This window comes from Niastella koreensis GR20-10, from assembly GCF_000246855.1.
GTDB lineage: Bacteria > Bacteroidota > Bacteroidia > Chitinophagales > Chitinophagaceae > Niastella > Niastella koreensis.
The window spans coordinates 8,661,116-8,685,319 of record NC_016609.1; the positions used below are offsets into that span (position 1 = coordinate 8,661,116).

Consider the following 24,204-nt stretch of genomic DNA (forward strand, 5'->3'; position numbering starts at 1 on the left):
AATATCATTTACAATTAAGCAGCCGTTCTACTTTAGCATCATCTGAGCCGAGCGATTCTGCTTTTTTAAAGTCTGTACAGGCAGCTTCCTTTTTTCCAAGGGTTAAATAAAATGCTCCTCTGTGCAGGTAAGCCGCAGCATACTTTTTATTATACTGAATAGCTTTCGTAAAATTATCAATTGCTGCAGCGGAGTCGCTATGCTGCAGCAATATTGCATAATTGTTATACACAATGGCGTAAGTGGGATCAACTTTGATGGCCAGCTGATAATCAATCATAGCACCTGTTATATCATCCAGATAGGTTTTTGCCACGGCCCGTGCTACTATAGCATCCCGGAATTTAGGCCGTAAGCTGATGGCTTTGGTATAATCAACAATGGCCCCGGCAAAATCGTTGAGTTGCCTTTTTCCCCCGCCCCGGTTATAGTACAGGCTGGCAGAGTCAGGAAGTATCGCAATTGCTTTGGTAAGCGTGGCAATTTCAGCATAAAACATTCCGCTGGCAAATTCTTTTTGCGATTGAAGTATGAACGGTTCCGCGATCATTAATGGCTGTTTTTTATAGGCGGCACATTGTGGTTTTAATAAATAATCATAACCATCTTCCAAACCGTCTTTCAAACATGCAAAGGCGCATTTACAGGCATTGGTATAATCATGTAAGGTGTCGAAGATGTACATTTTTTCATAATTATAAATCGCTGCTGAGTCAGGAAAGTATTTTATGCATTGATTTAAGGTGGTAAGCGCTCCTGTAAGATCGCCTGTTACCTGTTGAAGCTGGAACTTATGTACCAGCAGGTATTTATTATCCGGCTCCAGCTGTAATCCTTTGCGGATATAATTAAGGGATACTTTATAATCATTTTTTTTCGCAACAGAAGCTGCAATTTCCCTGTAAGCAATGAGTTTGGTAGAGTCTAGCGAGATGGCTTTTGTGTAATCGGCTATGGCTTTGTCGTAGTCGCCCAGGTTGTCATACGCATCTCCTCTTTGAATATATGCATCATAATAATCAGGCTTCAATGCAATGGCATGATTGCAATCTGTAATGATTTCTGAGTTGTCCTGGATATCAAAACGGGCCAGGGCTCTTTCGTTGTAAGCCCTTGCGTTATTGGAGTCAAGTGCAATGGCCAGGGTGCAATCGTCAATAGCGCCTAATTCGTCGCCCAGATCGTCTTTTACATTAGCTCTTAACAGAAAGCCTTCTATGTTTTTGTTATCCAGTTCAAGCAGCTTATTGCATTCGGTAAGGGCCTGTTCATAATCACCTGACAACTTATAGGCATTGGCTTTGTTATAAAATGCGTTCACATAATCCGGCTTTATGACAATTGCCTGGTCAAGTACGGCGATCGCTTCAGCATATCGTTTCAGATTCATTAAAGCGCCGGCTTTATTTACATATGCTTTGTAGATAGTTTTATCTTTTGAAATGGCGGAGTCAAGCGTAAGGATCGCTTTCAGATACTCATTTCTTTCCAACAAGGAATACCCTAACAGGTTATAAGGCAGGCCTGAAGCTGGTTGCAATTGCAACGCTTTGAGTGCATCGTTATCTCCTTTTACAAATATCCTCATGGCATAAAATACACCAGCCCTGCTTAAATAACCCTCTACCCTGGAAGGATCAATTTTAATTGCACGATCAAAATAAAGGAGCGCGGAATCGAGTTTTCCGGTTTCCCATAATATGTTGCCCATTTCCAGGTTGCACTGGTAATTTTCAGGATGTTGTTCAAGGGCTTTTTTGTATAAAGGAATAGCCGCGGGATTATTGCTCTTTTCATGCAGTAATATGGCATCGTCTAACAATTGAATACCCGTGGATTGGGCGAAGCTGCAGGTGGGTAAAAGCAGCAAAAGGCATTTGGTAATAAGATCGAGGAAGGGTACGCGAAAACCAGGTCGGCGGGTCATGGGGCATTTTTTAGTGCAGTTAAAAATAATAAATTTATTCGTTTATTTTAATTGAAACCAGGCGAGACTTAGGTACCTGGCCGGGACTGCTAAATAATATGAATAATTTAACATGGATTATACGGAACAACTACGATGGATAAGCTCGCTGACTGAAAAACAGCTTACCGAATTTCCTGATATGGCTTTCAAGGCAAGGAAAGACAGCAATGAAATGGGGGATATCCGGTTTTTCCTGGGACACGCTCACCGGTTAAAATTTGGTGGCAAGGCGGAGCCATGGAACCTGCAAATGGCATGCGTACACGATCCTGAAAAGTACCCGGAAGGGTGGCAGGATGATGCTCCGTTATGTCAGTTCGGCCGTTGTGAGCATTGCAAGGCGGAAACAGTCAGTTATGCCAAACAAGGACTTTGTATGCTTTGCGGTAAACCTGTATATGGGACCTGACGGACTGGAAATTTAATTTTGTACTATTTAGTACAATATATACCTTTATGACGCAAACTACAGCAATGGCAGGCAGACCACAAATATTTTCAGAAGAGGAGGCATTGGAAAAAGCTACCCAGCTTTTCTGGAGCAAGGGCTACGAAGCCACCTCAACTGACGACCTGCTTGCTGCCATGAACATTGGGAAAAGCAGCTTCTATAATACCTTTAAAGGCAAAAGAGAATTGTTTGAAAAGGTAATTGAGAACTTCGTTAATCTGTCTGTGGCCGGTTTATTAAAAGACGTTCAGGCGGGAACAGACTCCGTTCAGGCCATTAAAAATTTCTTCAGAAAGCTGGCCACTGCGCCAGCGGGTATGCATCAGAAGGGTTGTTTTATGGGTAATATTGTGGTTGAGCTATCGAACATCGATAAGCCCCTGGAAAGTATGGCCATTAAACGATTGAAGAAGATGGAGCAACTTTTTCTGGACCTGGTAAAGAAATCACAACAAACAGGACTGCTAAAATCAAAAGAAGACCCTGCCATTATTGCCCGTTACCTGGTTACAATGTGGAATGGTATTAATATTACCCGCAGGATGTACCCTGACCCCGACCGCCTGCTGCCCCTGATTGAGATGCAGCTATCCATACTTAATTAATTTTTTTTAACTAAATATGTACCAATCAGTACAAAATTGAAATCATATGAAAGTCTCCTTCACGCAAATCGACACCGCCTGTATGATTATCAACATCAACGGATTTGTCATTGTTACCGACCCCGCTTTCGATAAAGAAGGCAGCGTTTATGAAGGCGCCCGCACTTTATATAAAACGGGTTCGCCCAAATTACAGCCGGAAGACATCGGACCGGTAGACCTGGTGATCCTCAGCCACGACCAACACAAAGACAACCTGGATAATGCCGGCCGCGCATTTATTAAAACAGTAAAACAGGTTATTTCCACACCTGATGCCGTGGCACGGCTGGCACAGGGAAATGTAACAGGATTGAACGAATGGGAAAGTGTGGAAATTGCAACCGATAAAGTCCCCGGCCTGCGCATCACCGCTACTCCCTGCCAGCATGCGCCTACGCATGAACAAACAAAGATCTCCGGACATGTTATTGGGTTTATGATAGAGTGGACCGGACAGCAAAATGGCGCCCTCTATGTATCGGGCGACACCATTTACTTTGAGGGTATTGAGGAAATCGCCAAACGATTTAAAGTACACACCGCCGTATTGCATGTGGGTAAAGCCGGCTTCCCGCTAATCAATTATATGCCTATTACCTTTACCACTGAAATGGCTATACAAACGGTGCAGTTGATGAACGTGGAGAAATTTATTCCCACACACTTCGAGGGGTGGAAACATTTTAACGAACAGCCTGAATACTTATATGACCAGGTAACCCATTCGGACATTAAAGAAAAACTGGTATGGCTGCAACCGGGTACGCCAACAGTGATTGAGATTTAACTACCAGAAAGTAAATGGCCTAACAATACCTGGTATTTTGTTCTTCCTGCAAATACAGGTAGAATCAGATATAAAAACCGGTACTGCTTTCCTTGGGATCTTATATGCCGCATTTCGCAAAACAGAACCTGAGCAATTGCAGCAGGCATAGTAAAGTTTGAATGGATGGATGCTGATGGGTGCTATTTATGCTGAAATGGTACTATGATAGCTGTAAAAGATTTTAATCAGATGCTGTTTCATGTATTGAGACAGCATTTTTTTTACCCTTTACAGATGCCCGGGCAACCATTACAGAGTGATAAAAACTGTATTATAAACATTAATTTTTTTGTGCAGTAAAATGTAAGCGATTACCCTTATTACGGGTTATAATAAATCGACTACATCGTTGCCATTTTAACGCGCGAAAGATTTTATTGAAACAAAGAGGTTGTTACTTTGCATCGTCGTACTCGTTGAACAGCTATTTGATAAATGTCTAATTCTTTAAAAAACTTTTGATTCAAAAATTTCAGGCATCATGTTTGCGCTTGAATTGTTCAAATACTCTTTTTGAAAACACTAATATCCTTATGATGAACGCAATTTGGAAATTCCTCAAAGATGTATCCAACATCTTTTCAACCGTCCCAGAAACAGGAAAACTAATAATCCGTGCTATCGCTGCAAAAGGCGCGCTGAAATTAAGTTACGCGCAGTCAGAAAAAATCTCAACTAATCAGTTTGGAGGAAGAGCGGCAATCGTCAGAAGAGGCGATAGGATTTCAACTACTGTTCTTCATGATTCACGGCAAATCATTTGAGTGATGTAATGGTTATTTACTTTCATCTGGTAAGATGAATGGTAGGTGATTGTTATCTCAGTCGGGTATGATTTGGTAAACAGTGATTCCCGCAATGACAGGTCTGGGTACATCTACCCGGCACTGTACAGGCACACTGTTGTGTGATATTCATGAAGGCATTATTGAAGAGGGATTTCTATGGATGTATGTGAGCACGGCATTAATTCAATTGTTACGGATTTTATTTTAAGTTAGGTTCTGATCCGTTTTCCATCACCTTGTGTAAGCTCCTTATCTAGAACCTTGGCTATATTTCTCTTAATGGTTTGTACTCTATGAAATATTGGCCTTGGCTTTCCGGGTCACCGGAAATGGTACAGACAGAACATACAATTTGTATCTGTCTTCAGAATTGATAAGAGAGGAATCTACTGTTACATGCCGAAGGGTTCGGCATGGCAGGCAAGTAACGCCTTACAGGTTAAAAAAATGCACCTGTAATGCGAAGGGGAAGTTCTATGCGTAAGCAAGACGTTACCGTTCAGTTGAAAACTTTTTTTAAATCTAGAAATTAATAACCTAAAATGAAAACTTTGATGCACAAAAGAGGCAATTTGTTACGTGGAAATCAGCGTGTGCTGACCGTTTCCCTTTTACTGGCTACATTGGCTGCTTGTCAGAAAAATGTTACTCAACCAAAAGTGGATGATGCTGCTTTAAATCAGGAAGTATCAACCAAAGCCACAGGAAATCTTATTTGGCAGGATAATGCAGAAGGCTCCAGTTTATTCAGTACTATGGTAACTGTACAAACAGCAACAACCTATGGAATCACCGCTTCTACAAATGAAGTATTTCAGGGTACAAAATCGGCTCGTTTTGAGTTGAGAGATACCGATCCCGAAAATCATAGTGGTACAAGGTCTGAAATAGCTTTTCCTACGCCTACTACCAATAATTTCTGGTATTCCTATGCATTGTATATGCCCAGCGCTGAGTATAAAGACGAGTCAGCTGACGAGGTTATCTCTCAATGGCATGGCGGCGGCGGCATTACCCCGGCTATTTCTATGCGGGTATCAAATGGCCATCTTTATATCAGAACACCTGACAATGCAAAGACTGACCTGGGTGCAATTGAAAAAGACAAATGGCATACCTATGTATATCATATCATTCACTCATCAGGTTCTGATGGTTTGATTGAGATCTGGAAAGATGGCCAAAAGCTTATGACTCGTAATGGCCCAAGCATGTATGCAATTACAGGTACTTTCCATCTTCCTAACTGGAAAATGGGTATTTACAAGTCTGATTGGAATGGCACAGGTACAACAACGACCAATCTTCGTGTACTGTATTTCGATGACATCAGATATGGCAGCGCAAGTGCAACCTATAACGACATGTTGCCAATCGGTAATGCTACAACAACACCACCGGTTACCACACAACCACCACCAGTTACTACACCACCAACAACGCCAACAACTAACACCAGCATAAGTGTTACTTCTTTCAACCTGGTAAATGCTGCCACAGAAAAAGAAGTAAAAGCGATCACAAGTGGCTCAACAATCAGCCTGAGCTCGCTGAGCCTTAAAACTGCAAATGTTCGTGCGGTTACATCTGGAACTATTGCTAATGTGAAGTTTGAATTAAGCGGTGCACAAAGCAAAACATCTACTGATGCAGCTGCTCCTTTTGCACTGATGGGCGACGATGGTAACGGTAACTATTTTTATGGTAACTGGAACCCACCAGCTTTGGGTACTTACACCCTGAAAGCAACACCTTATGATGCAAAAGGTGTACCTGGTGTGTCAAAGACCATCACCTTTACATTCTCTAAATAGTATGTGGAATTAACATAGATGGGATAAAAAAGGGCGGCTTCTAATTTGGAGCCGCCTTTTTTATTTATTTAAAGGGAAAAGAAAGTAAATTTATAGTACTAAAATCAGTAAACGTGAAACTCCAAAAAACTGTTATACTGGTACTGATAGTACTTTCGGCAACCTTCCTGTATGGCTACATAAAAGTATTTCATGACAATGCAGGGAAGTCTGCTCAGCCCAATGCCCATATAATTTACCAGCTGGGGTTTGAAGACAATGATCCCTTCCCTTCATTTTTGTCACGGCAGACAGCTACTCCTTACGGATTGCAGATAGTGGAAACCCCCGTATACCAGGGAAAAAAGGCTGCCCGTTTTGAATTGAGGAGCGGCGACCCTGCCATTCAGAATGGCACAAGGACAGAGATCTCATTTCCCAAACCAGATGACAAAGACAATCTAGACCGCTGGTATGCCTTTGCACTTCTTTTTCCCAGCGTTGATTATGATGCAGACAACAGTGATGATGTGTTAACCCAGTGGCACCAGGGAGGTAAAGCCAGCCCTGCAATAAGTCTTAGAACAAAAAATAATGACCTGTACCTCCGTATTAAACCTGAAGTGGATAGTAAAGACAAAATAGAGTTAGGCCCCATTGATAAAGATAACTGGCATTATTATATATTCCATATCAAACATTCAAGCGGAGCTGACGGCCTGATTGAAATATTCCGCGATGGGAAGCCGGTGGCCAATTACAATGGCGCCAATATGTATGATTTGACTGGTGATTTTCATGCCCCCCTCTGGAAATTTGGTATTTATAAATCTACCTGGAATAAAGGCGGTGTTTCCAATACCACCAAAAGAGTTATATATTTTGATGAAATTCAATTAGGCGACGAGCATGCTTCGTTGGCCGACATGATGGTAAAGCCTAATTAATTGCAGGTTGAAATCCCGCAATTTTCATAGCCTTGCAAATTTGTGTGTCTGCAGCTACCAATTGAATAGTACCCCCTTCTTTATCTTCTCCCAGTGCTATAACCATATTTTTCAGAAAAGCCGGTAACCATTCCTTTGCCGATGAATGGCAATATGAATTTTCTATGGTGATCGCTTCTTCCCCAATAGTCACCCAAATACAACACAACAACCGGTCATCTCCGGGCCAGGTAAAACAATGTTGCCCTTTTTCAAGCCGGTACATGGCATCTGACAGAAATTTCCATCTTGATAACCCCATCTTTTTATCAGAATTAAATTCCAGTAAATTGGCCAGGCTGTTCCTTTGCCAGGGTATTGTTGCGCCTGTCTCAAGTGTACTCTTATTAATTATATATTGTTGCAGTATTTCCTGTTTACGTAATTTTTTTGTCAGCCGCTTTAAAGCTGGCATGGGCCGCCACTGCTTTAAATTATAGCGATATTTTTTTATCGTCAGCTCCGCGGTCATGGGCCTGATGCCCCGGGAAAGCATGCGGGCATGTAACCATTTCCTGAATTGTCTTTTTACACGGAAGCCTGGGGCGTTGCTGATGATCAGTTCCTGTACTTCGTCCTGCTGGGTTGCCAGTTCATCCTTATAGGAATCGTAGCCCGGCGACAGATCAAAATATTGAATGCCTTCTTCCACCAGCAGTTTTGTTAACAATTGAAAATGCAACAAACCAGGTGAATTACTTCGGGCATTTAAAGGTGAATGACAAATGAGCCCTGAGAGATAGACCCAGTTGTTTCTTAACACCGCAATTACGGCTGCAATTATTTTGTCATTGACCTTAAATACAGTTGTATGAAGCAACTGTTGTTTGAACAGGGCTATCAGGAAATCTTTTTTGGCCGGGTCTTCCAGGAACGGGTTCTTATTGAACAGGGCGCCCTGTCTGAAATCGAGCATAACAGCCATCTCATCCAGGCTGCGTTCAAATGTTTCCAGGTCCTTTATGCTTTCAAATCGTACATCGCCCATTTTTTTAAACTTGTTCAGCTTGTTGTTATGGTGTTTTCCCACCTTCACATCTGCAGGGGTTTTGTAATGGATCAATGGACGGGAATATCCCTGTACAATACTGCTATCGCGCCATTTCTTTACTTCCTGTACCCAGTTTAGCGGGGTGCCCGGTGGTATAAAGCGCAGCGAAAGGGGATGTCCCGGAAATTGTTTCATCAATTCCGTCAATGCTTTTTGAATGAACGCATTTCCGTCGGCCGGTGCTGCCAGCCAAACCTGGTATTCCGCTTCATAATGCCCGGCGCCTGTAAGCTTGCCGCCTTTGGCATGCCGGTCCTTACGGGTTACATTTAATAAGGTCAATGGCAGTACGCCCTGCAATTGATCATTTTTAACCGCCCTTACAAGAACGGGAAGATGGTGCTCGCGATAAGCGTGGTACCAGGCTGTAATAAAGGGAGTGGTTTGATAAACCGTAGCCCAGGGACAGTTTTCAAAAAGCTGGTCCCAGCTTTTTTGAAAGGCCGCGTTCTGCATCAACTCCGTAACTGCCGAACCTGTTAATATGTCTATAGTGTAATCTGTATCAGGCTTTATTTTGCCGGCCACAAGGCTTTCCCCTGTTTCCTCAGATTTCGTATTAGTCTGATCTGTAGGGGTAAGGCCTTCAAAGATCAGTTCCGGCATGTCAATTCCATTGAACCCTGCCTTTTCAAAGATCCGCTGATCATTGCAGTCATTGACAATATAAAAGGTTTCACAGACCGTATCGGCTGCCAGTTCAGCGGCAACTGATTGTAGAAAAAGCGACAGTCTTTTGCGGCCTTTCTGGTGGTAGTATAACCCTGACAGTGAAATAAACCACCCGTCGGTTTTACCAGTGTCAGATTCTGCAGTAGCGTGCCTGCCGTTTGTTAGCCAGGCACATCCCAGTAATGTTCCGTTTTCAACCCAGCTATAGCCATGTTCGCCGGCTTCCAGTCTTCGCATGGCGTCGGATAGAAATTCCTGCTTACTATACCAGGTTTCATGGTTATCAAACTCAAGCAGGTGTTGCAGATTGTCTTTTTGAACCGGCAACAGGCCCAGGGCTGGCAATGAAGGATATTGAACGATCCAGCATTTTGATACACCTCTGCGTCTGTGCAGGTTTTCAAAAAAACGGCTGCTCATGGCTGTGAAACCAGCCGGCGTTATATTTCTTAGTTTTGTTTTATAATTAGCAAGATCTCTTTGTGTCTTTTTTAATGTTTGGGCTTTTATCCCCAAGCCAATTGCTTTATTCTTCAGGAAATTGTGGATGCCGTATTTTAACCGGCCGGCAAATCCATGAAGGTTGTTGCCAATACTCAACGTAGTTGCTTTGGTATGTTCGGTCGCCAGCATGTCCTTATAAGGATCTGCTCCGGGAGTAAGATCAAATACTTTTACCCCTTCTTCCGAAAGCATTTTACCCAGCATCAGAAAATGAATAATACCGGGCGAATGGCGGGCATAGGCTGCATCAAAAGAGTTGATGCCCTGCAAATGCACCTGGTTGGGGCCCTGCAGGCTTACGTTGGAAGCAATTATTTTATCATCGATCTTTAAAACGGTGGCATGAAGATCATTTTGTTCAAACAACGCCAGTAAAAATTCTTTTCTCAAGGGATCGTTTTTAAAAGCTATTTTATTGTACATGGCTCCCTTTCTGAAATCAGATTGCAGGGCCAGCTCGTCAAAAATGGCAGCGAACTCTTCATAATTACTGATCCGTTCAAAAGCTAATTCGCCCAGCCTGCTTAGCCTGTTGATCTTTTCCTTCCTGTTTTTCTTTCTGAGTTCACTGGTAATATGCGTGCCGTTAACGATCATCAGGGGATGTGATGATGTTTTTACAAAGCAGCGCCGGCGCCATTGGGCGTCTTTTTCCGTCCAGCCCAGTGGCACTTCTGCGGGAATGTATTTGAGCAGCAATTTTCTGCGGGGGAAAACCCTGCGTAATTCAAGCAGTGCATTTTTAATGAATTGTTCGTCATTTGCATCTGTTGTAAGCCATACCTGATACTCTGCCTGGTTTGCCCCGGCTCCGGTTATCAGGCCATTCTTGTCTGCAGCCAGCGTTAGCAATCCTGTTACCTTTCCTGCATGTGTAGTCCTGATTAATACAGGAACGAAATCCTTTCTGTAAATCCGATACCATGTGGCCACGAAAGAAGGGCTCTGAAAAACCGTAGCCCAGGGGCAGGCTTTCCATAGATGGTTCCATTCACCCAGGAACCTGGTATCTTCCAACAGGTTAAAAACTTTTTCTCCCGACAACAACTCTGTCCCTTCAAAATCTTGCTGAAAAAGCGATACTACGGTTTTTGATTTAGTTGCTGATGCTGTGAATGACATATACTTGAGTTTTCAGTCTTAAAATACCCGGCATTCTACGGGTAGAACGCCGGGTTTTAGGTGCATGGAAGAATATTACTTTATGCTGTAAGCGCTTTGGCAAATTGCGTTTGGTGATGGCTTTTCTCTGTAAGCTCTTCCCTATACAGGGGCAAATAGGCCCAGTACCAGCTTACCGATTTCAACAGGCCATTTCGCAGCGAAAAGCCAGGGCTATAGCCCAACAGCTTTTTGGCTTTGTCTATAAACGATACTGAGTGTACAGTATCATTCAGGGTATGTTTCTGTGCTATTTGTATATTGTCGATACTTACATCAAAGGCACTCAAAAGTTCCCTGAGGCACAGGGCCAGCTGATATAAAGAAGTTCTTTCTCCAACGCCTATATTATATACCTGGTTTACTGCATTGGGGTTGGTAGTGAGCAGTGCCAGCACATTGGCTTCCACTACGTTTTCTACATAAGTAAAATCGTGTGCACATTCACCGGCGCCATTGATGATGGGGGATTCATGCCGCATAAACTGCATCACAAATTTGGGAATGTCGGCAGCATACCCGCTTTGCGGATTTTGTCGCTGGCCAAACACATCGAAATACCGCAGCCCGATGGTTTCCATACCATAGAGTTTGGTGAACAGTGCCGAATAATGCTCTTCGATGTATTGTGTAGCGGGCGCTTCGATATTATTTCGCCGGATGCAGGGACCTGACGCATATACAAAACGTTTTACTTTCGCTTCATAGGCGGCTACCAGGATGTTTAAAAAGCCGCTGGCATCCACACTTTCGGGCGCGATGGGGCCGGTCATGGGAATAGTTATTTCTCCTAACAGCGATTCCTGTACTACATAATCTATTCCCTTGCAGGCAACCCTGCAGGTTTCCACACTGCGGATATCACCTTCTGTAAATTCAAAATGAGGATGGTTGGCAAAGGGCGCCATGTTGCGAAAATGCCCTGTCGACATATTGTCGATTACCCGCACTTTACGGGCGCCGGCGTTCAATAAATATTCAGCAATGTGTGATCCTATAAAACCGGCTCCCCCGGTAACCAGGAAGGTAGAGTCGGCTATTTTATCTCGTTGCGCAGCTGTTAGTTTCATAACTGCATGTTTAAAGGTTGTAAATAAGAATTATCAAAAAGCGGCTTGGTGGGCTTTAGGACTAAATACAGTAAGGAAGATAATTTTTACATCGAGGCGGAACGACCAGTTCTCAATGTACCAGAGATCGTGCAGGGTGCGCTGCCGTTTTTGTTCTTCGGTATCGGTGGGGCCGCGCCAGCCATTCACCTGCGCCCAGCCTGTTACCCCTGGTTTCACATATTGGCGCAGCATATAGTGATACACATTTTCCTGTAACTGGCGGTTAAGAAATCTTCTATGCGGGCGGGGGCCTACTACGCTCATACTTCCCAGTAATACATTTATAAACTGGGGCAGCTCATCGATGCTGAATTTTCTCAGTATTTTGCCCAGCCGGGTAATGCGGGGATCATTGCATTGGGTAGAACGGGTGCCGCCTGCGCAATCATCGCTGTTCCGCATACTTCTGAACTTATATACTTTGAAGGGCTTACCGCCTTTGCCTATGCGGATGGGACAATAAAAAACGGGTCCGCGTGATTCTAATTTAATCAATGCTGCAACGATGAGGAATAACGGAAGCAGGCAAATGAGCGCTATGGCCGCAAATAATTTATCGAAACAGTTTTTAAAGAAGCCGGCCACTTTTCCATCGATGGGCAACTCCCTTATATTCACCGTATCAACCTGTCCCATGCGGGTGATCTTGTAATTGTTGCCAAACAACTCATGGTAATCTAAAACATACCTCACCCGGATGCCATAATAATCGGCAACAGACAATACTTTCAGAATGTTCTTTTTCTGATCGTCCGGCAGGGCAATAACAATTTCATCGATGTCGTTTACCTGCAAAAAATCATTGATATTGTCCAGGTCGCTCAGCACCCTTTTGCTTTCGATCACACATTCATCCAACTGGTCGCAGCTGATAAAGCCTTTAAGGTGATAACCGTTGTTATGACTGGTGTTAACCTGGTCTTCAATAATTTTTGCTTTGTTACCGGTACCAGCCACCACAACATATTTTGGCTTACTGGTATTAACGCTTATCATTTCAATGATCAGGAAATTGATCAACAAATCGAGCCCGAAAACACCGAGCATAATAGTGATGGCATATTTCCAGAAATCTGAAGACACGGGCATGAACCAGAGAACAGCGCACTCGATGATCACAAGGGTGATGTACGTTTTGAAATGGCTGGTAATACGTTCCTGGAACTTCTGGTAGAACCGGGTATACCGGTGTTTTACCAGGTACTCCACCATGCACCACAGGAAAACAAAAACTGATAACATAATCCACTCACTCATTGAATACTGGAAATCCCTGAAAAAGTAGTGGGCAATTGGTAAAATGAAAATGAGGGGAAGCAGGTCTATCGCCACAAAGGGGATATCCTGTCTTATTTTTTGACCAGGCATGGCTGCAAGCTTTAAAAGGTTAATAGAAATGTTCGTTTACCAACAGATTCCTTCATAGTTGGATAATTCTTCCAACTCATGAATTCTCGCAAGATCTATTATGGCCGTTTTCTCTTTCAGCAGATGGTGGTAGGATTTGGCATCGAAATTCTTATGGCTGATTATTACTACATCGTTTTCGGAAATAGCGCTTTCTAAATTGTAAGTAAGGAGGTCAGATAAATGCGGCAACCGTTCATGGATGTAGGCTTTATTGGCGCCGATGAGTTTCGACAGCCTTACGTATTCGTCATAAATAGTAATGTGATAACCTTTGCCGATCAGGGTTTCTGCCAGTTCAACAAACGGACTGAACCGCAGGTCGTCTGTTCCTTCTTTAAAACTCAACCCTATCAAACATACGTTTTTCTTGCCTGTACCGCTTATTAATTCAATGGCTTTTTTCTTGAGTTGTTCATTGCTGGAGTTGATCATGGCCAGCACAGGCGTATCAAGGTAATTGTCATGCCCCATTGTTACCAGTCCTTTCAGGTCTTTGGGCAGGCACGACCCGCCATATACAAACCCTGGTTTCATATAAGCAGGGGAAATATTCAGCCGGGTGTCTTTGCAAAACAGGTCCATCACTTTAAACGGATCGATGGTCATCGCCTTGCAAATGGTGCCTATTTCATTGGTGAACGTGATCTTCAATGCATGAAAGGAATTATTTACATACTTGATGATCTCGGCCACTTTAACATCTGTAATTTCTATAGGCGCATCGAGGCAATTGTAGATGGAAGCCACCAGTTCCATAGCATGGGTATTATCGCCGCCAATTACCGTAACTGAGGGGTGATAATAATCATGCACGGCAGAACCCTCGCGCAAAAATTCCGGGTTCGACACCACTGAAAAATGTTCGCCTCTTTTCTTGCCTGACGCCTCTTCAATGAGCTTTCCATAGCGATAATTGGTGCCCGGCACCACGGTGCTTCGGATAACCACGGTATGAAAGCTATTTTTTGTTCTTAGCGCCTTGCCTATTTGCTCGGCTGTTTTGAAAATATAGGAAAGGTCCAGATGCCCGTGTACAGATGGCGGGGTGCCCACACAAATAATGCTCAGTTCAGAATTGTGTACTGCTTCCTCGGGGCATTCAGTAGCTGAAATACGGCCGTTTTCAAAGCCTTCGCGGATAATGTTGTCAACGTCTTTTTCAATGATGGTAGGTTTGCCCTGGTTGATGAGATCAACCTTGAAACTGCTTACATCCACACCTATCACTTGATGCCCGTTTTTAGCCAGGCATCCAAGACTAACGCATCCCACATACCCTAGTCCAAAAATTGAAATTGTCATGGTTCTTATGATTTATAGCGATTGATCTGCTCTTTCATGAATGTTGTCATATCATCCCACTGATCGAGCAATTTGTTTCTGACCTTTGTTTGGTTTTCCTCATTGAATTTTTCCTGCAACGTTTTGTTTATAAATGCCAGGGCACTTTCTGCCGGTAAATGTTCCAGCAGGCCTGCCTGCATTAACAGATCGTTCGCTTTCATCTTTCTGGTTCCACAGTATACGCTGGGCACGCCCAGCATGGCGCCTTCCCTTGCCATGCTGTCGCCCGATGAGATCACCAGCCTGGAATAATAGATCAGGGAGTGAATGTTTTCAACCGGTTCCTGTAAAATGGTCCAGTGTTTCGGGTACCGGGTTGCCATCGTTTTATCTTCGAGTGATAAAATAACTTTTGTGTTTTCCCCGATCCGGCCGGCAAAAGAACCTACGATCCCGTCCTGCTGGTTATAGTAGTTGAATGATTTATTACTTACTTCTCGTACAAAAATGTAGTCATAGGGAATAAGCCCGTGTTTTACCGGGATGGTTTCGGCTGGTTGAAACCGCTTTGGGCTCAGGTAACTCCATTCTTTCAAACAATTAAACACCGATACTTTATGGTTCTTTTTAACAATCGGTGGGAAGAACAATTGTGTACTCAGGCTGGCATTGATCTGGTTTACCTGCTTCCGTTCGGGATCATCATAAAACTGGATGATGGGAATGCCGGCAATTTTACAGGCCAGGGCCAGTGGTATACTGCTTGCTGCCACACAGATATTGTAATTGTACTTTTTTATCAGGTACAAAAAAGCCAGCGTGCGTTTTATATTGCCATCCCAGAGTATCGACCACCGGGTACCGTGACTGCTTCCCACCGGTATCAGTTCACAATCGGCATATTCCCTTTTTATTATGTTGGGCAATTTTCCCCTTTGCAGGTAACAAATGGTTACTTCCCAGTTCTCCTGCCGCAGCTCATTGGTGAGCCCCTTGAATAAATTCAGCTGGGCGGGGTGTTTGATGTCAAAGAGGATTTTCATGCCCGTGTTGTGCTAGATATCTAATTTTTTAATGCGGTCTTCGCCCAGGAACAGGTTGCTGTACCAGGTGCGTTCTTTTTTCGGTGGTTGATTGCGATGCGATAGTTTCTGCATCATTGGCTGCCAAACCCCCGTTATGCGGCAGATATTTTCTGCACTGGAGGCGCCTTCCAAAAAGCCGAATCGGGGAATGGTATAACTTTCGTTCAGCAGGGCGGGGGTTAAATATTTTGGTTGTGAACTAAAGGCTAACCGGTAATGCAGCGTTTTAAGGATCTTTATTTCGCGGCGGCTAAAATCGCCATTGGGATAAGCGAAATAAGCCACCTCTTTTCCTGTCCATGACTCCAGCTTCTGGCGGGATCCCTTTAATTCTTCATACACCTGTGTTTCGGGACAGTTGATCAGGATCGGGTGTGTTTGAGTGTGAGATCCGATCGTAATATAGGGCGACCTGGCTACCATTTTAACCTGGTCAACCGTCATAGCGTCCCGGCCGGGATAGATCATCTGCTTAATTTCCTTCAGGATGTTAACCCGTTCTTCTTCCGGCATTTTTTTCAATGCCTGTTTTGAAAAGCTGGTCAGCCCCTGCCGCTTTGCCTGGGTAACGTACGACCACCAGTAGGTGCCTTCTTCAGCAGGGGTGGTGGAAACAAAAATGGTTACCGGCACTTCGTTCCTGGTTGCAACATCCGCTACATTGGTTACATTGCTTTGCCAGCCATCATCCACCGTGAGCAATACGGCTCCTTTGGGAAAGGGGATTTCCCCATTTATTATTTTTTCCAGATCACGGGGACTGATAAACCTGAAACCTTTTCTTCTTAACCACCTGATACAAAATTCAAATTCATCTTTTGCCGGTTTGTGAAAATAAAGGGAAAGAATACATTCCGTTTCCAGTGCTTTTTTTGTTGCTTGTTTTACCCGCCCGGTCAAAATAAGCGTATGGGCTGCCAAACAACCAAGCAGGTTTCTGAAATTCTTGTTCATGTTCAAATCAATTAGGGGTCATCAATCAATTTTTAAAGCTGTCGTTTCTTTTTAAGCCGGGTTTACATGGCTTTCAGGAACACAGGAATATTCATAAGATCCTGCGATTGATTTTTTATATACGTCAACTATTCGTTTGGCAACGGTATCCATATCCAGTCCAAGATCAATGATGCGTTGTCTGCCGTTGGTTCTGCCATTTGCACCTGTAACATGCAGTGCCAGGGTGATCTTTTCGGCAAAATCTTTGGGGTCAAAGGAAGCGGTATAACAGCCCGGGGTATCGCCCAGCACCCATTTCACATCGCCCACGTCTGTTGATACAATGGGGCAGTTACAGGCCATTGCTTCCTTAATTACATTGGGTGAACCTTCCATAAAGGAGGGAAATAACAAAACATCCACTTCATTCAAATACCAGGGAATGTCTTCGTGGGTAACCGGGTAGGGGGCGATCAGTTCAACATGCTCCAGGCCCGGTTGTTGAACAGCCGCCTGCGCCAACGGGAAGTTCTTTCCCGCCTTGGTTCTGCTGCCAAGGAATAAGGCTTTTATTTTTCCACTGGCAACCAAATGGCCGTTCCGCTCTTCTGGAGATAGCGGTTTGAATTTTTGCAGGTCAACTCCATTGGGAATAATGAATGACTTCTGCCTGCGGTATACAGATGCGGAAATATTTACAGATTTTGAGATAATGGCGCTCACAAATGGCTGGATCAACCAGGTGAGTAAGGAGGATAATTTGCTTTTCAACACCACTTTGTTGTTGCCCTTGTATTCGCCATTGGCATCGGTCCCCATTAATGACAATACAACGGGTATTTTTCTTCCGGCGCCAATGAGTGCCGTCCAGCCACAATAAGTGAAGTGTGCATGAATTAGATCGTATTGTTTTCCGTGCAGGAACCGGCGAAGCCTGAACCCGGCTTTTACATAGCCCATCAAACCTTTTCCAACTACCGGGTAATAATCAACAGTTACTCCTTCGCTTTTTAACGACTCGCCCTGGTCCTTTATAAAAGGAACAATGCCGAAATCTTTATTATTGCCGCTGCAAACAAAAAGTACTCGCATATAATTCAAAATATCATGGTAATAAAATACTTTGGGGAATCCTTTTTTTAAGTTCATCTACTGTTATAACCTCCCGGTAGGTTTGCACATAGGCTTTACCCATTCTGTCAAGTGTAAATGATTCTTCAATGATCTTCCGGCTGGCTTTTCCAAAGGCCGAAATTTTTTCTGGATTATCTATCAGGTCAATGATCAGTTTCACAATTTCGTTTTCTGTATGCCGGGCAATCAGGTAGCCGTTTTCTTCGTGATGTACCACTTCTTTTGTTCCGCCCGCATCGTTGGCAATTACAGGTTTGGCGAGCCCCATATATTCAATGATGGAATTGGAAATGCCTTCGCCATTTATTTTATCCGAAAAAAGTACCCCGATAGTACAACAATTCACAAGGGCTTCCACATCCCTGATCCTTCCTGTAAGCACTACCCTTGAATTCCGGTTTGCCAGTTCCCGGTATTGTTCAAACTCAGACATATCAGTAGAATTGTCGCCTACTGCAACAAACGAAATGTCGTTCCTGATTCGTGTTATTTGTTGAGCAATGCTGAAAAATAACGGGTAATCTTTTTTGTTTGAAAAGGTGGCAACCATAACTACTGCAAACGGGGTTTTGATGCCGTATTTCACTTTCATTGATTCCGGCGAATCCAGGTTTTCGAAACGTTGCAGGTTTAAGCCGTTATAAATTACTTTGGTTTTTTTGCCGGGTGGCCTGAAAGACTTCATCCCTGCATGCGAGTTGGCAATAATGATCCTCGAAAAATAGAAATTGGTCAGATCTACAAGTCTGTTCATCGACCACCGCGCTGCATTATGCGGGGCAGAGGTAATTTGTCCATTCACTAATGGTATCCTCTGTCCAATTACTGCCGGGAGTGCATGTAAGGTTTGCATGCGCCCCCAGGTGTGAATGATGTGAGGTTTGAACTGTTTACATTTTTTATAGAATTTATATAAAATGCTCACATCCATTTTCTTCCAGGTTTTTGCAATAACCTGGTAGTTAATATTCAATTTTAAAAAGGATTGATATTGGATGATGGGATTAGTTAATATTACCAGCAATTCATATCCAGGCCTGGCCTGAAGATAAGTAAGCAGCTCTACCAGTCTTCTTTCTTTCCCACCCACTTTTAAACTGCCGATAAAAAAGAGGATACGGGTCTTTTGATTGGGTGTCATGTCAAAGATTTTACTTTACGATTTTTATTTGCACAGGGGTGTTCAGGTAGGTACTACTGGTGATGGGTTTATCTGTCTTTGAAAGATAACTAAGGAGTTGTTGGGTCACTATCCGGTAACCGTGATAGTGGGCCACGTATTGCCGGGCATTTTCCGACATCAACTGGTACTTCTGTTGTAATAAGGTGGCGTGTTGTTTGCACAGATCAAATACTTCGTTATATACTATCCCGAGATTGTGGTTTGAGATGATGGAGTCGGGATTAACGTTTACCGTTGACAAAACAGGGGTCCCAACCGCCCACGCTTCTAAAAAGGTATTACTGAAACCTTCAAATCGGGAAGTGTTCAATAGAAATTTTGCTTTGGCTAAAAAGGGAGACACCTGTGTTCTTTCCAAATAGCCTGAAAACTGAACATTTGGTAACTGTTTCAATTTTTCCAGGTACACGGTGGTTTCTTCATCACTGTTTGAGCCCGCTTTTCCTGCAATTAAAAACTGTTCATGTTTTAAAATGGCGGCAATTTGGTACAGCAGCTTAAGGTTTTTAGCATATCTATACAGGCCAAGCCACGCTATATAGCCACCTGTGTGTTCATTCGTGTGCAGGTCCTGAATTTTTAGATAATACGGATTTAAAATTTTTATAGCCGATTTATTGGGGAACTTCTTTTTAATCTTTAACAGCTGATAATTATTCTGACATAAAATGTGGTGTGACAATTTGAGGCCCCAATACAACAGAAAATGATGGATAGTAGAATTGGTATCACGAAAACGTTTGTCTAAATGTGCATCGCTGGAGATGCGTTGAATGTATTTGACGTGTAAGATCCGGCAGGTTAAAGCCAGTAATAAGGTAGTCCATCCGGCAATACCTGAATAGAGATAATCGGGTTTTGAATTTTTAATATTTTTATACATATGAGGTAACCGGTAATAAAGCCACCGGAACCAGCGAATACCCTTATTGAAATCATACATAGGAACGATCTTGATGTTCCTGCATTCTTCTTTCAATACAGTTTTATCATCGGTCCTGGTCATTACCAGTACTTCCTGTCCTTCTGCAATAAGGCCCAGGATCCATCCATAGGTTTGCACGGCAGAACCACCGCAGGGCTTTTCATTTACCTGCATCAGGTTAATGATCTTTTCATCGATGAATAAGAACCTTGCCATTTCTTTAGTTTTGAATATGAAGGTTTGTGGTTTATACGATCTCCGGTTGTTTAAAGAGGTAAACTTCTTCTTCTTCAGGAACTTCCTCCTGTTTTGATACTGGCAACATAAGTACGCACATCTGCAATACCGAGGCGGCGCCTTCGGTATACCGCCCACTACCTGTATAGGCAAGGAAGGTGGCGCAACAAAAAAGAATGATCAGCCTCTCCTGGTAGGTAGTGGATGATTTGAACGATTTAAAGAAGGCGGTACCCATCATCAACAGGTAAAGCGTTACGCCTATCAGTCCGCTTGAGTGAATGATGTTGGTTAAATCGCCATGCAGGCTTCTGTCGCCCAGGATGCCGTTGCCATAATTACCGGCGCTGTTAAACAAGTCGTAGCCGGTCCAGGGGCTGTAGGCATGGTACACAAACATGTCGGTATATAAAAGATCGTATTCAAGGAACCTTTTTTCTTCTCCTATGGCACGGTCATCCAGGTCGCGCAACTCCACCCGTTGTTTGAGCATGCTCATGAAATTAGTTTCCTTATAAATGAAAGCACCAACGGCTCCCAGAACAGCCATGGCAATTAAAAATATTTTTGCTTTTTCCCGGGTGAGCATGGTCATCATGTTTATGATAATAGCCAGGCCGCTTAATGCCATAACGGTGCGCCGCAGGGAGAGCAAAACAATAAAAAAAGCAACGGTGGCAACACCCAGATAGATCAGATTCTTTTCATTAATGCCCCTGTTGATCACCACAAAAATGGCAAGCGGCAACGTGTTAAAGGCTGCGGCATACAGATTGCCATATAAAATACCCGTTTTGATCCCATACATTCCTGCCGGAGCGAAGTGATGCACGGTAGACATCATTGAATTCAGGATAAAGAGTATCAATATCAGCAACGTCACCTGCGAAAGTTCCTTGTATATCACTTCGGCTGAATACTTTTTGTAAACACCGGCTATCAGGGGTACCGAGATAAAAAACCAACACACGGTGAAAACATACGGCCGTATCAGCACCGGGTCCTGCGATCGGTTCAACAGCATCAGAAAATAAATTATTAATATAACCCCCCAGATGTTGTTGCGGAAAAATAAAGGGTCCTTAAGTACCTGTACCAGTATCAACAGGCAAACTACTCCATAATAAAGAAAGGCTGGTGATACGTCGCTGACCACTTTTTCAGTGAAAAAAATTACCGGCAGGTACAGCACACAGAAATCGGTCTTTTGGAAAATTACGTATGCCGCCATTCCAAATATGAATATTAGTTTAACAACTAAAAAAAACGAATCCATAGTGTTGTTCTTATCTGTTCATAATAATTGAAAAACGTTCATGGGTAACCTGGGCAAATCTTGCATAGAAGGCCTCGCCCGACAAATGCTCCCGGGCATATTGCAGGGTCTTTTGCCGCATTTGATCCAGTTTGTTGTAATTGGATAAAAGCGATCCCAGGGAAATGGTCAGTTCTTCCAGGCTGCCGGATTTTATCACGAATCCATTTTCTCCATTATTAATATTGAACCTGGTGCCACAGGTATCGGTGCAGATCACAGGCAGGCCGTAAGCCAGGGCTTCGTTCACTGAGATGGAATAGGGCTCATCAACAGCTGGTAATACAAAAATATTATGCGAGGCATACAAGGCCGGCATCTGGTTAAACGGAACATTTTGTTTTAGCTCAACCCGGTTGTTCAATTTCATGTCCTGTGTAGCTGCTTTTATTTTCATAAACCGGGTGTATTGTTCCTCACTGGCGCATTCCCCGGCAATGGTAGCCCTGAATGGGTACAGGTGCTTGAGTTTATCCAGGGCCTGCAGAAAAAGCATATGTTTCTTCCTTTCCTGATGGTATTTGCCAATCATTAGAATGCTTGGGCCTTCGTCTGAGATGTTTTTTCTGCAGGCCTTTTCTGGAATAATACTAACCGGCAAGGGAACATGATACATGTGCCTGGGCCACCCCTTTTCGCCTGCTGAGTTGCTGCTTTTTATAGGTGTTATCCAGGCGGCTTTAAAAAAGCCTATGGTGAATTGCTGCTTTAAACGTGTTTTCCTTGATCTTGTTCTTAACATGTCTTCCTGGGTATAAAAAATGATCCTTGCTTTTATGAGCAGGGCAAAAAATGCTGCCAGTTGAGAGAATAATTTGTAGGGGTCGCGGATCACAACGATCTGTGGTCGTAGCTGTTTCATTGCCCGCCAATAAGTAAGCGTGCCGGGGAAATAAAATCTTTTGTTTGCCCGGCCTTTATCGAATCGCTTTTCAATAAGGCTGCTCAGTTTACTTTGTTTATAACAAACCGGTTTTACCAGGCTATGGTCTTCGGTTGATCCAATGCAGGCTACATGAAAAAATACCTCGTGATTTTTTTTCAGTAATATTTTTATGATCTCAACCTGGTTGGTATGGTACCGGGGCGCCACAAAAAGTATTTTCATGAGCGTATTTTTATGGGTGGCTAGTTTTTGCTGAAAGTCTTTTCGGATCTTAAGAATTTTATCGAGGTTACCAGCTGCCGCAGTTCCACTCTTTCTGTTTTCTTCAATCCTATAAAGTAAAATGAAATAAAAGAAGTAAGAAAGGCAGCGGGCGCCAGCAGTGCCAATTGATAGAACGTAAATACATCGGTGAGGGTAGCCAGCCAAACGGCAAGGCCTAATAGAACAAAAGAAGTAAAAAATGGCCGGTAACCAATTCTGAACTCACTGTGCGCCCCTGACTGCATAATACCGGCCAGTATTTTTCGTTGCCCGATAAACAGGAACATGCGACTGATGATAAGTGCCAGGCAAAGACCAGCAATGCCCCATTGCCTTGCGAACAGGATGCCAAAACCTGCAAAGAGCGCACCCGAGATAAGGGTAAGAAAAACTTTTCTCTTAATATCCAGCGTAGCGCTGATGATGCAGGCATCGTTTTTCACAAAGGTGTCCTGCATAATGGTGATCATGATCATGATATTCGCCAGCTTGCCGGCAAAATGTTCCTTACCTACCCAAACTTTTAAAAAGGAATGATTGAAAATAATAACGGTGACGGCAAAAGCGGTAGTCAGTAAAAGGGTCACGCTGTTTATCTTTTTTCTTACACTATTTATTTTGTCGTATTCTTTTAAGCCCAACAGTTTTCCAACACCCGGCATTATACCAAGGATGAATCTGTTTATGATACCCTGTAAGGCCATTGGGATAAACTTGGTGAGGGTATAATAGGTAACCGTTACGGGACTGGTGATGATACCTAACAGTAGTTTATCACTGTTGCTGTTCACTACATTGGCGCCTGCATCGGCCAGGTACCAGGCGCTTAATTTCCCGAACCGCAAAATATTCGCGCGGGATGGCCTTTTGATCCCGAACCAGCCAATATTCTTTTTTACCACTGCATAAAACGAGAGCCCGGTAAGCGCGGTGTCAACGAGTTGAACAGCTGCCAGTCCTACCAAACCATACCCCATCTTAATCATCAATACTTTTAATCCACCGCCTATGATCACAATGCCGGCACGCAGGCCCATCCGTTTAAAAGAGAGGTTCATGCCCCGCAGGATGGCTTCAAACAATTCAAAGAACTTGAAAACGATCAGGGAGAACACCAACAGGGCGCAGGCGGTCCTGATGAGGGTATAATTTTCCAGGCCGGCGTGCGTAATAACCGGGGCATACCAGGAAATAATGCTGCCTCCTATCAGTAACACCGGCATAACGCAAAGCAATACTATAAAGGCGGCTCCGGCATCACTTCTCAATTCCTCCACAGAAGCCACATCTTTTTTTTGTGCAACCGTCCATTTCAACACCTGCGACGTACGGGTATCGGTAATGTTGATATATCCCGTTAACTGGCCAAGCATTTGCCAGATGCCGAATAGAGAGCTGCCTAATCCGCTAACAATAAATGGATTTACAAACAAACCGGTGAGCCGGTTGGCTATATAATCTAATAAACTGGAAAGCGTATTCAGGTAGGCACGTTGCCTCAGGTTTTCTTTTTTGCCTTCGCTTTTTTTACTGGAAACAATTGGGTCGGTTGGGTTATTTACCAAAGGTTCGGTGATCATGG

Annotated in this window: 19 protein-coding genes; 6 read left to right on the forward strand and 13 right to left on the reverse strand. The window is 43.5% G+C overall.

Annotated features, from left to right (window positions below):
- Positions 1–4 precede the first annotated feature (4 nt).
- Entirely contained in the window at positions 5–1,927 is a 1,923-nt protein-coding gene (locus tag NIAKO_RS34890) for a tetratricopeptide repeat protein (protein ID WP_014223221.1), read from the reverse strand.
- Positions 1,928–2,039: 112 nt separating this feature from the next.
- Between NIAKO_RS34890 and NIAKO_RS34895 the strand changes: the two genes are divergently transcribed.
- From NIAKO_RS34895 to NIAKO_RS34920, 6 genes are all read left to right on the forward strand, one after another.
- Entirely contained in the window at positions 2,040–2,378 is a 339-nt protein-coding gene (locus NIAKO_RS34895; protein WP_014223222.1) for a hypothetical protein, read from the forward strand.
- A gap of 47 nt (positions 2,379–2,425) precedes the next feature.
- On the forward strand, positions 2,426–3,025 hold the full coding sequence (locus NIAKO_RS34900) for a TetR/AcrR family transcriptional regulator (RefSeq protein ID WP_081195815.1): 600 nt from the start codon (positions 2,426–2,428) through the stop codon (positions 3,023–3,025).
- 46 nt (positions 3,026–3,071) lie between these two features.
- Entirely contained in the window at positions 3,072–3,854 is a 783-nt protein-coding gene (locus NIAKO_RS34905) for an MBL fold metallo-hydrolase (RefSeq protein ID WP_014223224.1), read from the forward strand.
- Positions 3,855–4,429: 575 nt separating this feature from the next.
- Entirely contained in the window at positions 4,430–4,660 is a 231-nt protein-coding gene (locus NIAKO_RS34910; RefSeq protein WP_014223225.1) for a hypothetical protein, read from the forward strand.
- 566 nt (positions 4,661–5,226) lie between these two features.
- Positions 5,227–6,498 carry a polysaccharide lyase family 20 protein gene (locus NIAKO_RS37485; RefSeq protein WP_049815667.1) on the forward strand — a complete coding sequence of 424 codons (1,272 nt, stop codon included), beginning with the start codon at positions 5,227–5,229 and terminating at the stop codon, positions 6,496–6,498.
- 113 nt (positions 6,499–6,611) lie between these two features.
- Positions 6,612–7,424 (forward strand): polysaccharide lyase family 20 protein, encoded by an 813-nt coding sequence (locus tag NIAKO_RS34920; protein WP_014223228.1) that lies wholly within the window; start codon positions 6,612–6,614, stop codon positions 7,422–7,424.
- Here NIAKO_RS34920 and NIAKO_RS34925 read toward each other — a convergent pair.
- From NIAKO_RS34925 to NIAKO_RS34980, 12 genes are all read right to left on the reverse strand, one after another.
- A complete protein-coding gene (locus tag NIAKO_RS34925; RefSeq protein ID WP_014223229.1) occupies positions 7,417–10,812 on the reverse strand; it encodes a GNAT family N-acetyltransferase in 3,396 nt (1,131 codons plus the stop codon). The two genes, NIAKO_RS34920 and NIAKO_RS34925, sit on opposite strands and share 8 nt — an antisense overlap.
- 80 nt (positions 10,813–10,892) lie before the next feature.
- On the reverse strand, positions 10,893–11,921 hold the full coding sequence (locus NIAKO_RS34930) for an NAD-dependent epimerase/dehydratase family protein (protein WP_014223230.1): 1,029 nt from the start codon (positions 11,919–11,921) through the stop codon (positions 10,893–10,895).
- A 33-nt stretch (positions 11,922–11,954) separates the two neighbouring features.
- A complete protein-coding gene (locus tag NIAKO_RS34935) occupies positions 11,955–13,331 on the reverse strand; it encodes an exopolysaccharide biosynthesis polyprenyl glycosylphosphotransferase (protein ID WP_014223231.1) in 1,377 nt (458 codons plus the stop codon).
- 36 nt (positions 13,332–13,367) lie between these two features.
- The gene (locus NIAKO_RS34940) at positions 13,368–14,675 is read right to left on the reverse strand and encodes a nucleotide sugar dehydrogenase (protein WP_014223232.1); all 1,308 of its coding nucleotides are present in this window, start codon (positions 14,673–14,675) and stop codon (positions 13,368–13,370) included.
- Positions 14,676–14,680: 5 nt separating this feature from the next.
- Positions 14,681–15,700 carry a DUF354 domain-containing protein gene (locus NIAKO_RS34945; protein WP_014223233.1) on the reverse strand — a complete coding sequence of 340 codons (1,020 nt, stop codon included), beginning with the start codon at positions 15,698–15,700 and terminating at the stop codon, positions 14,681–14,683.
- Between the two features lie 12 nt (positions 15,701–15,712).
- Positions 15,713–16,696 carry a polysaccharide deacetylase family protein gene (locus NIAKO_RS34950; RefSeq protein ID WP_014223234.1) on the reverse strand — a complete coding sequence of 328 codons (984 nt, stop codon included), beginning with the start codon at positions 16,694–16,696 and terminating at the stop codon, positions 15,713–15,715.
- A 51-nt stretch (positions 16,697–16,747) separates the two neighbouring features.
- The gene (locus NIAKO_RS34955) at positions 16,748–17,770 is read right to left on the reverse strand and encodes a glycosyltransferase family 4 protein (protein ID WP_063721413.1); all 1,023 of its coding nucleotides are present in this window, start codon (positions 17,768–17,770) and stop codon (positions 16,748–16,750) included.
- A 13-nt stretch (positions 17,771–17,783) separates the two neighbouring features.
- Positions 17,784–18,953, reverse strand: coding sequence for a glycosyltransferase family 4 protein (locus tag NIAKO_RS34960; RefSeq protein WP_014223236.1), 1,170 nt, complete (start codon positions 18,951–18,953; stop codon positions 17,784–17,786).
- Between the two features lie 10 nt (positions 18,954–18,963).
- Entirely contained in the window at positions 18,964–20,136 is a 1,173-nt protein-coding gene (locus NIAKO_RS34965; RefSeq protein WP_014223237.1) for a glycosyltransferase family 4 protein, read from the reverse strand.
- Between the two features lie 31 nt (positions 20,137–20,167).
- Complete coding sequence (locus NIAKO_RS34970; RefSeq protein ID WP_049815668.1) at positions 20,168–21,388, reverse strand: hypothetical protein; 1,221 nt, start codon at positions 21,386–21,388, stop codon at positions 20,168–20,170.
- A 55-nt stretch (positions 21,389–21,443) separates the two neighbouring features.
- Complete coding sequence (locus tag NIAKO_RS34975; protein WP_014223239.1) at positions 21,444–22,580, reverse strand: glycosyltransferase family 4 protein; 1,137 nt, start codon at positions 22,578–22,580, stop codon at positions 21,444–21,446.
- Between the two features lie 20 nt (positions 22,581–22,600).
- Positions 22,601–24,202 (reverse strand): lipopolysaccharide biosynthesis protein, encoded by a 1,602-nt coding sequence (locus NIAKO_RS34980; protein WP_014223240.1) that lies wholly within the window; start codon positions 24,200–24,202, stop codon positions 22,601–22,603.
- Positions 24,203–24,204: the final 2 nt, after the last annotated feature.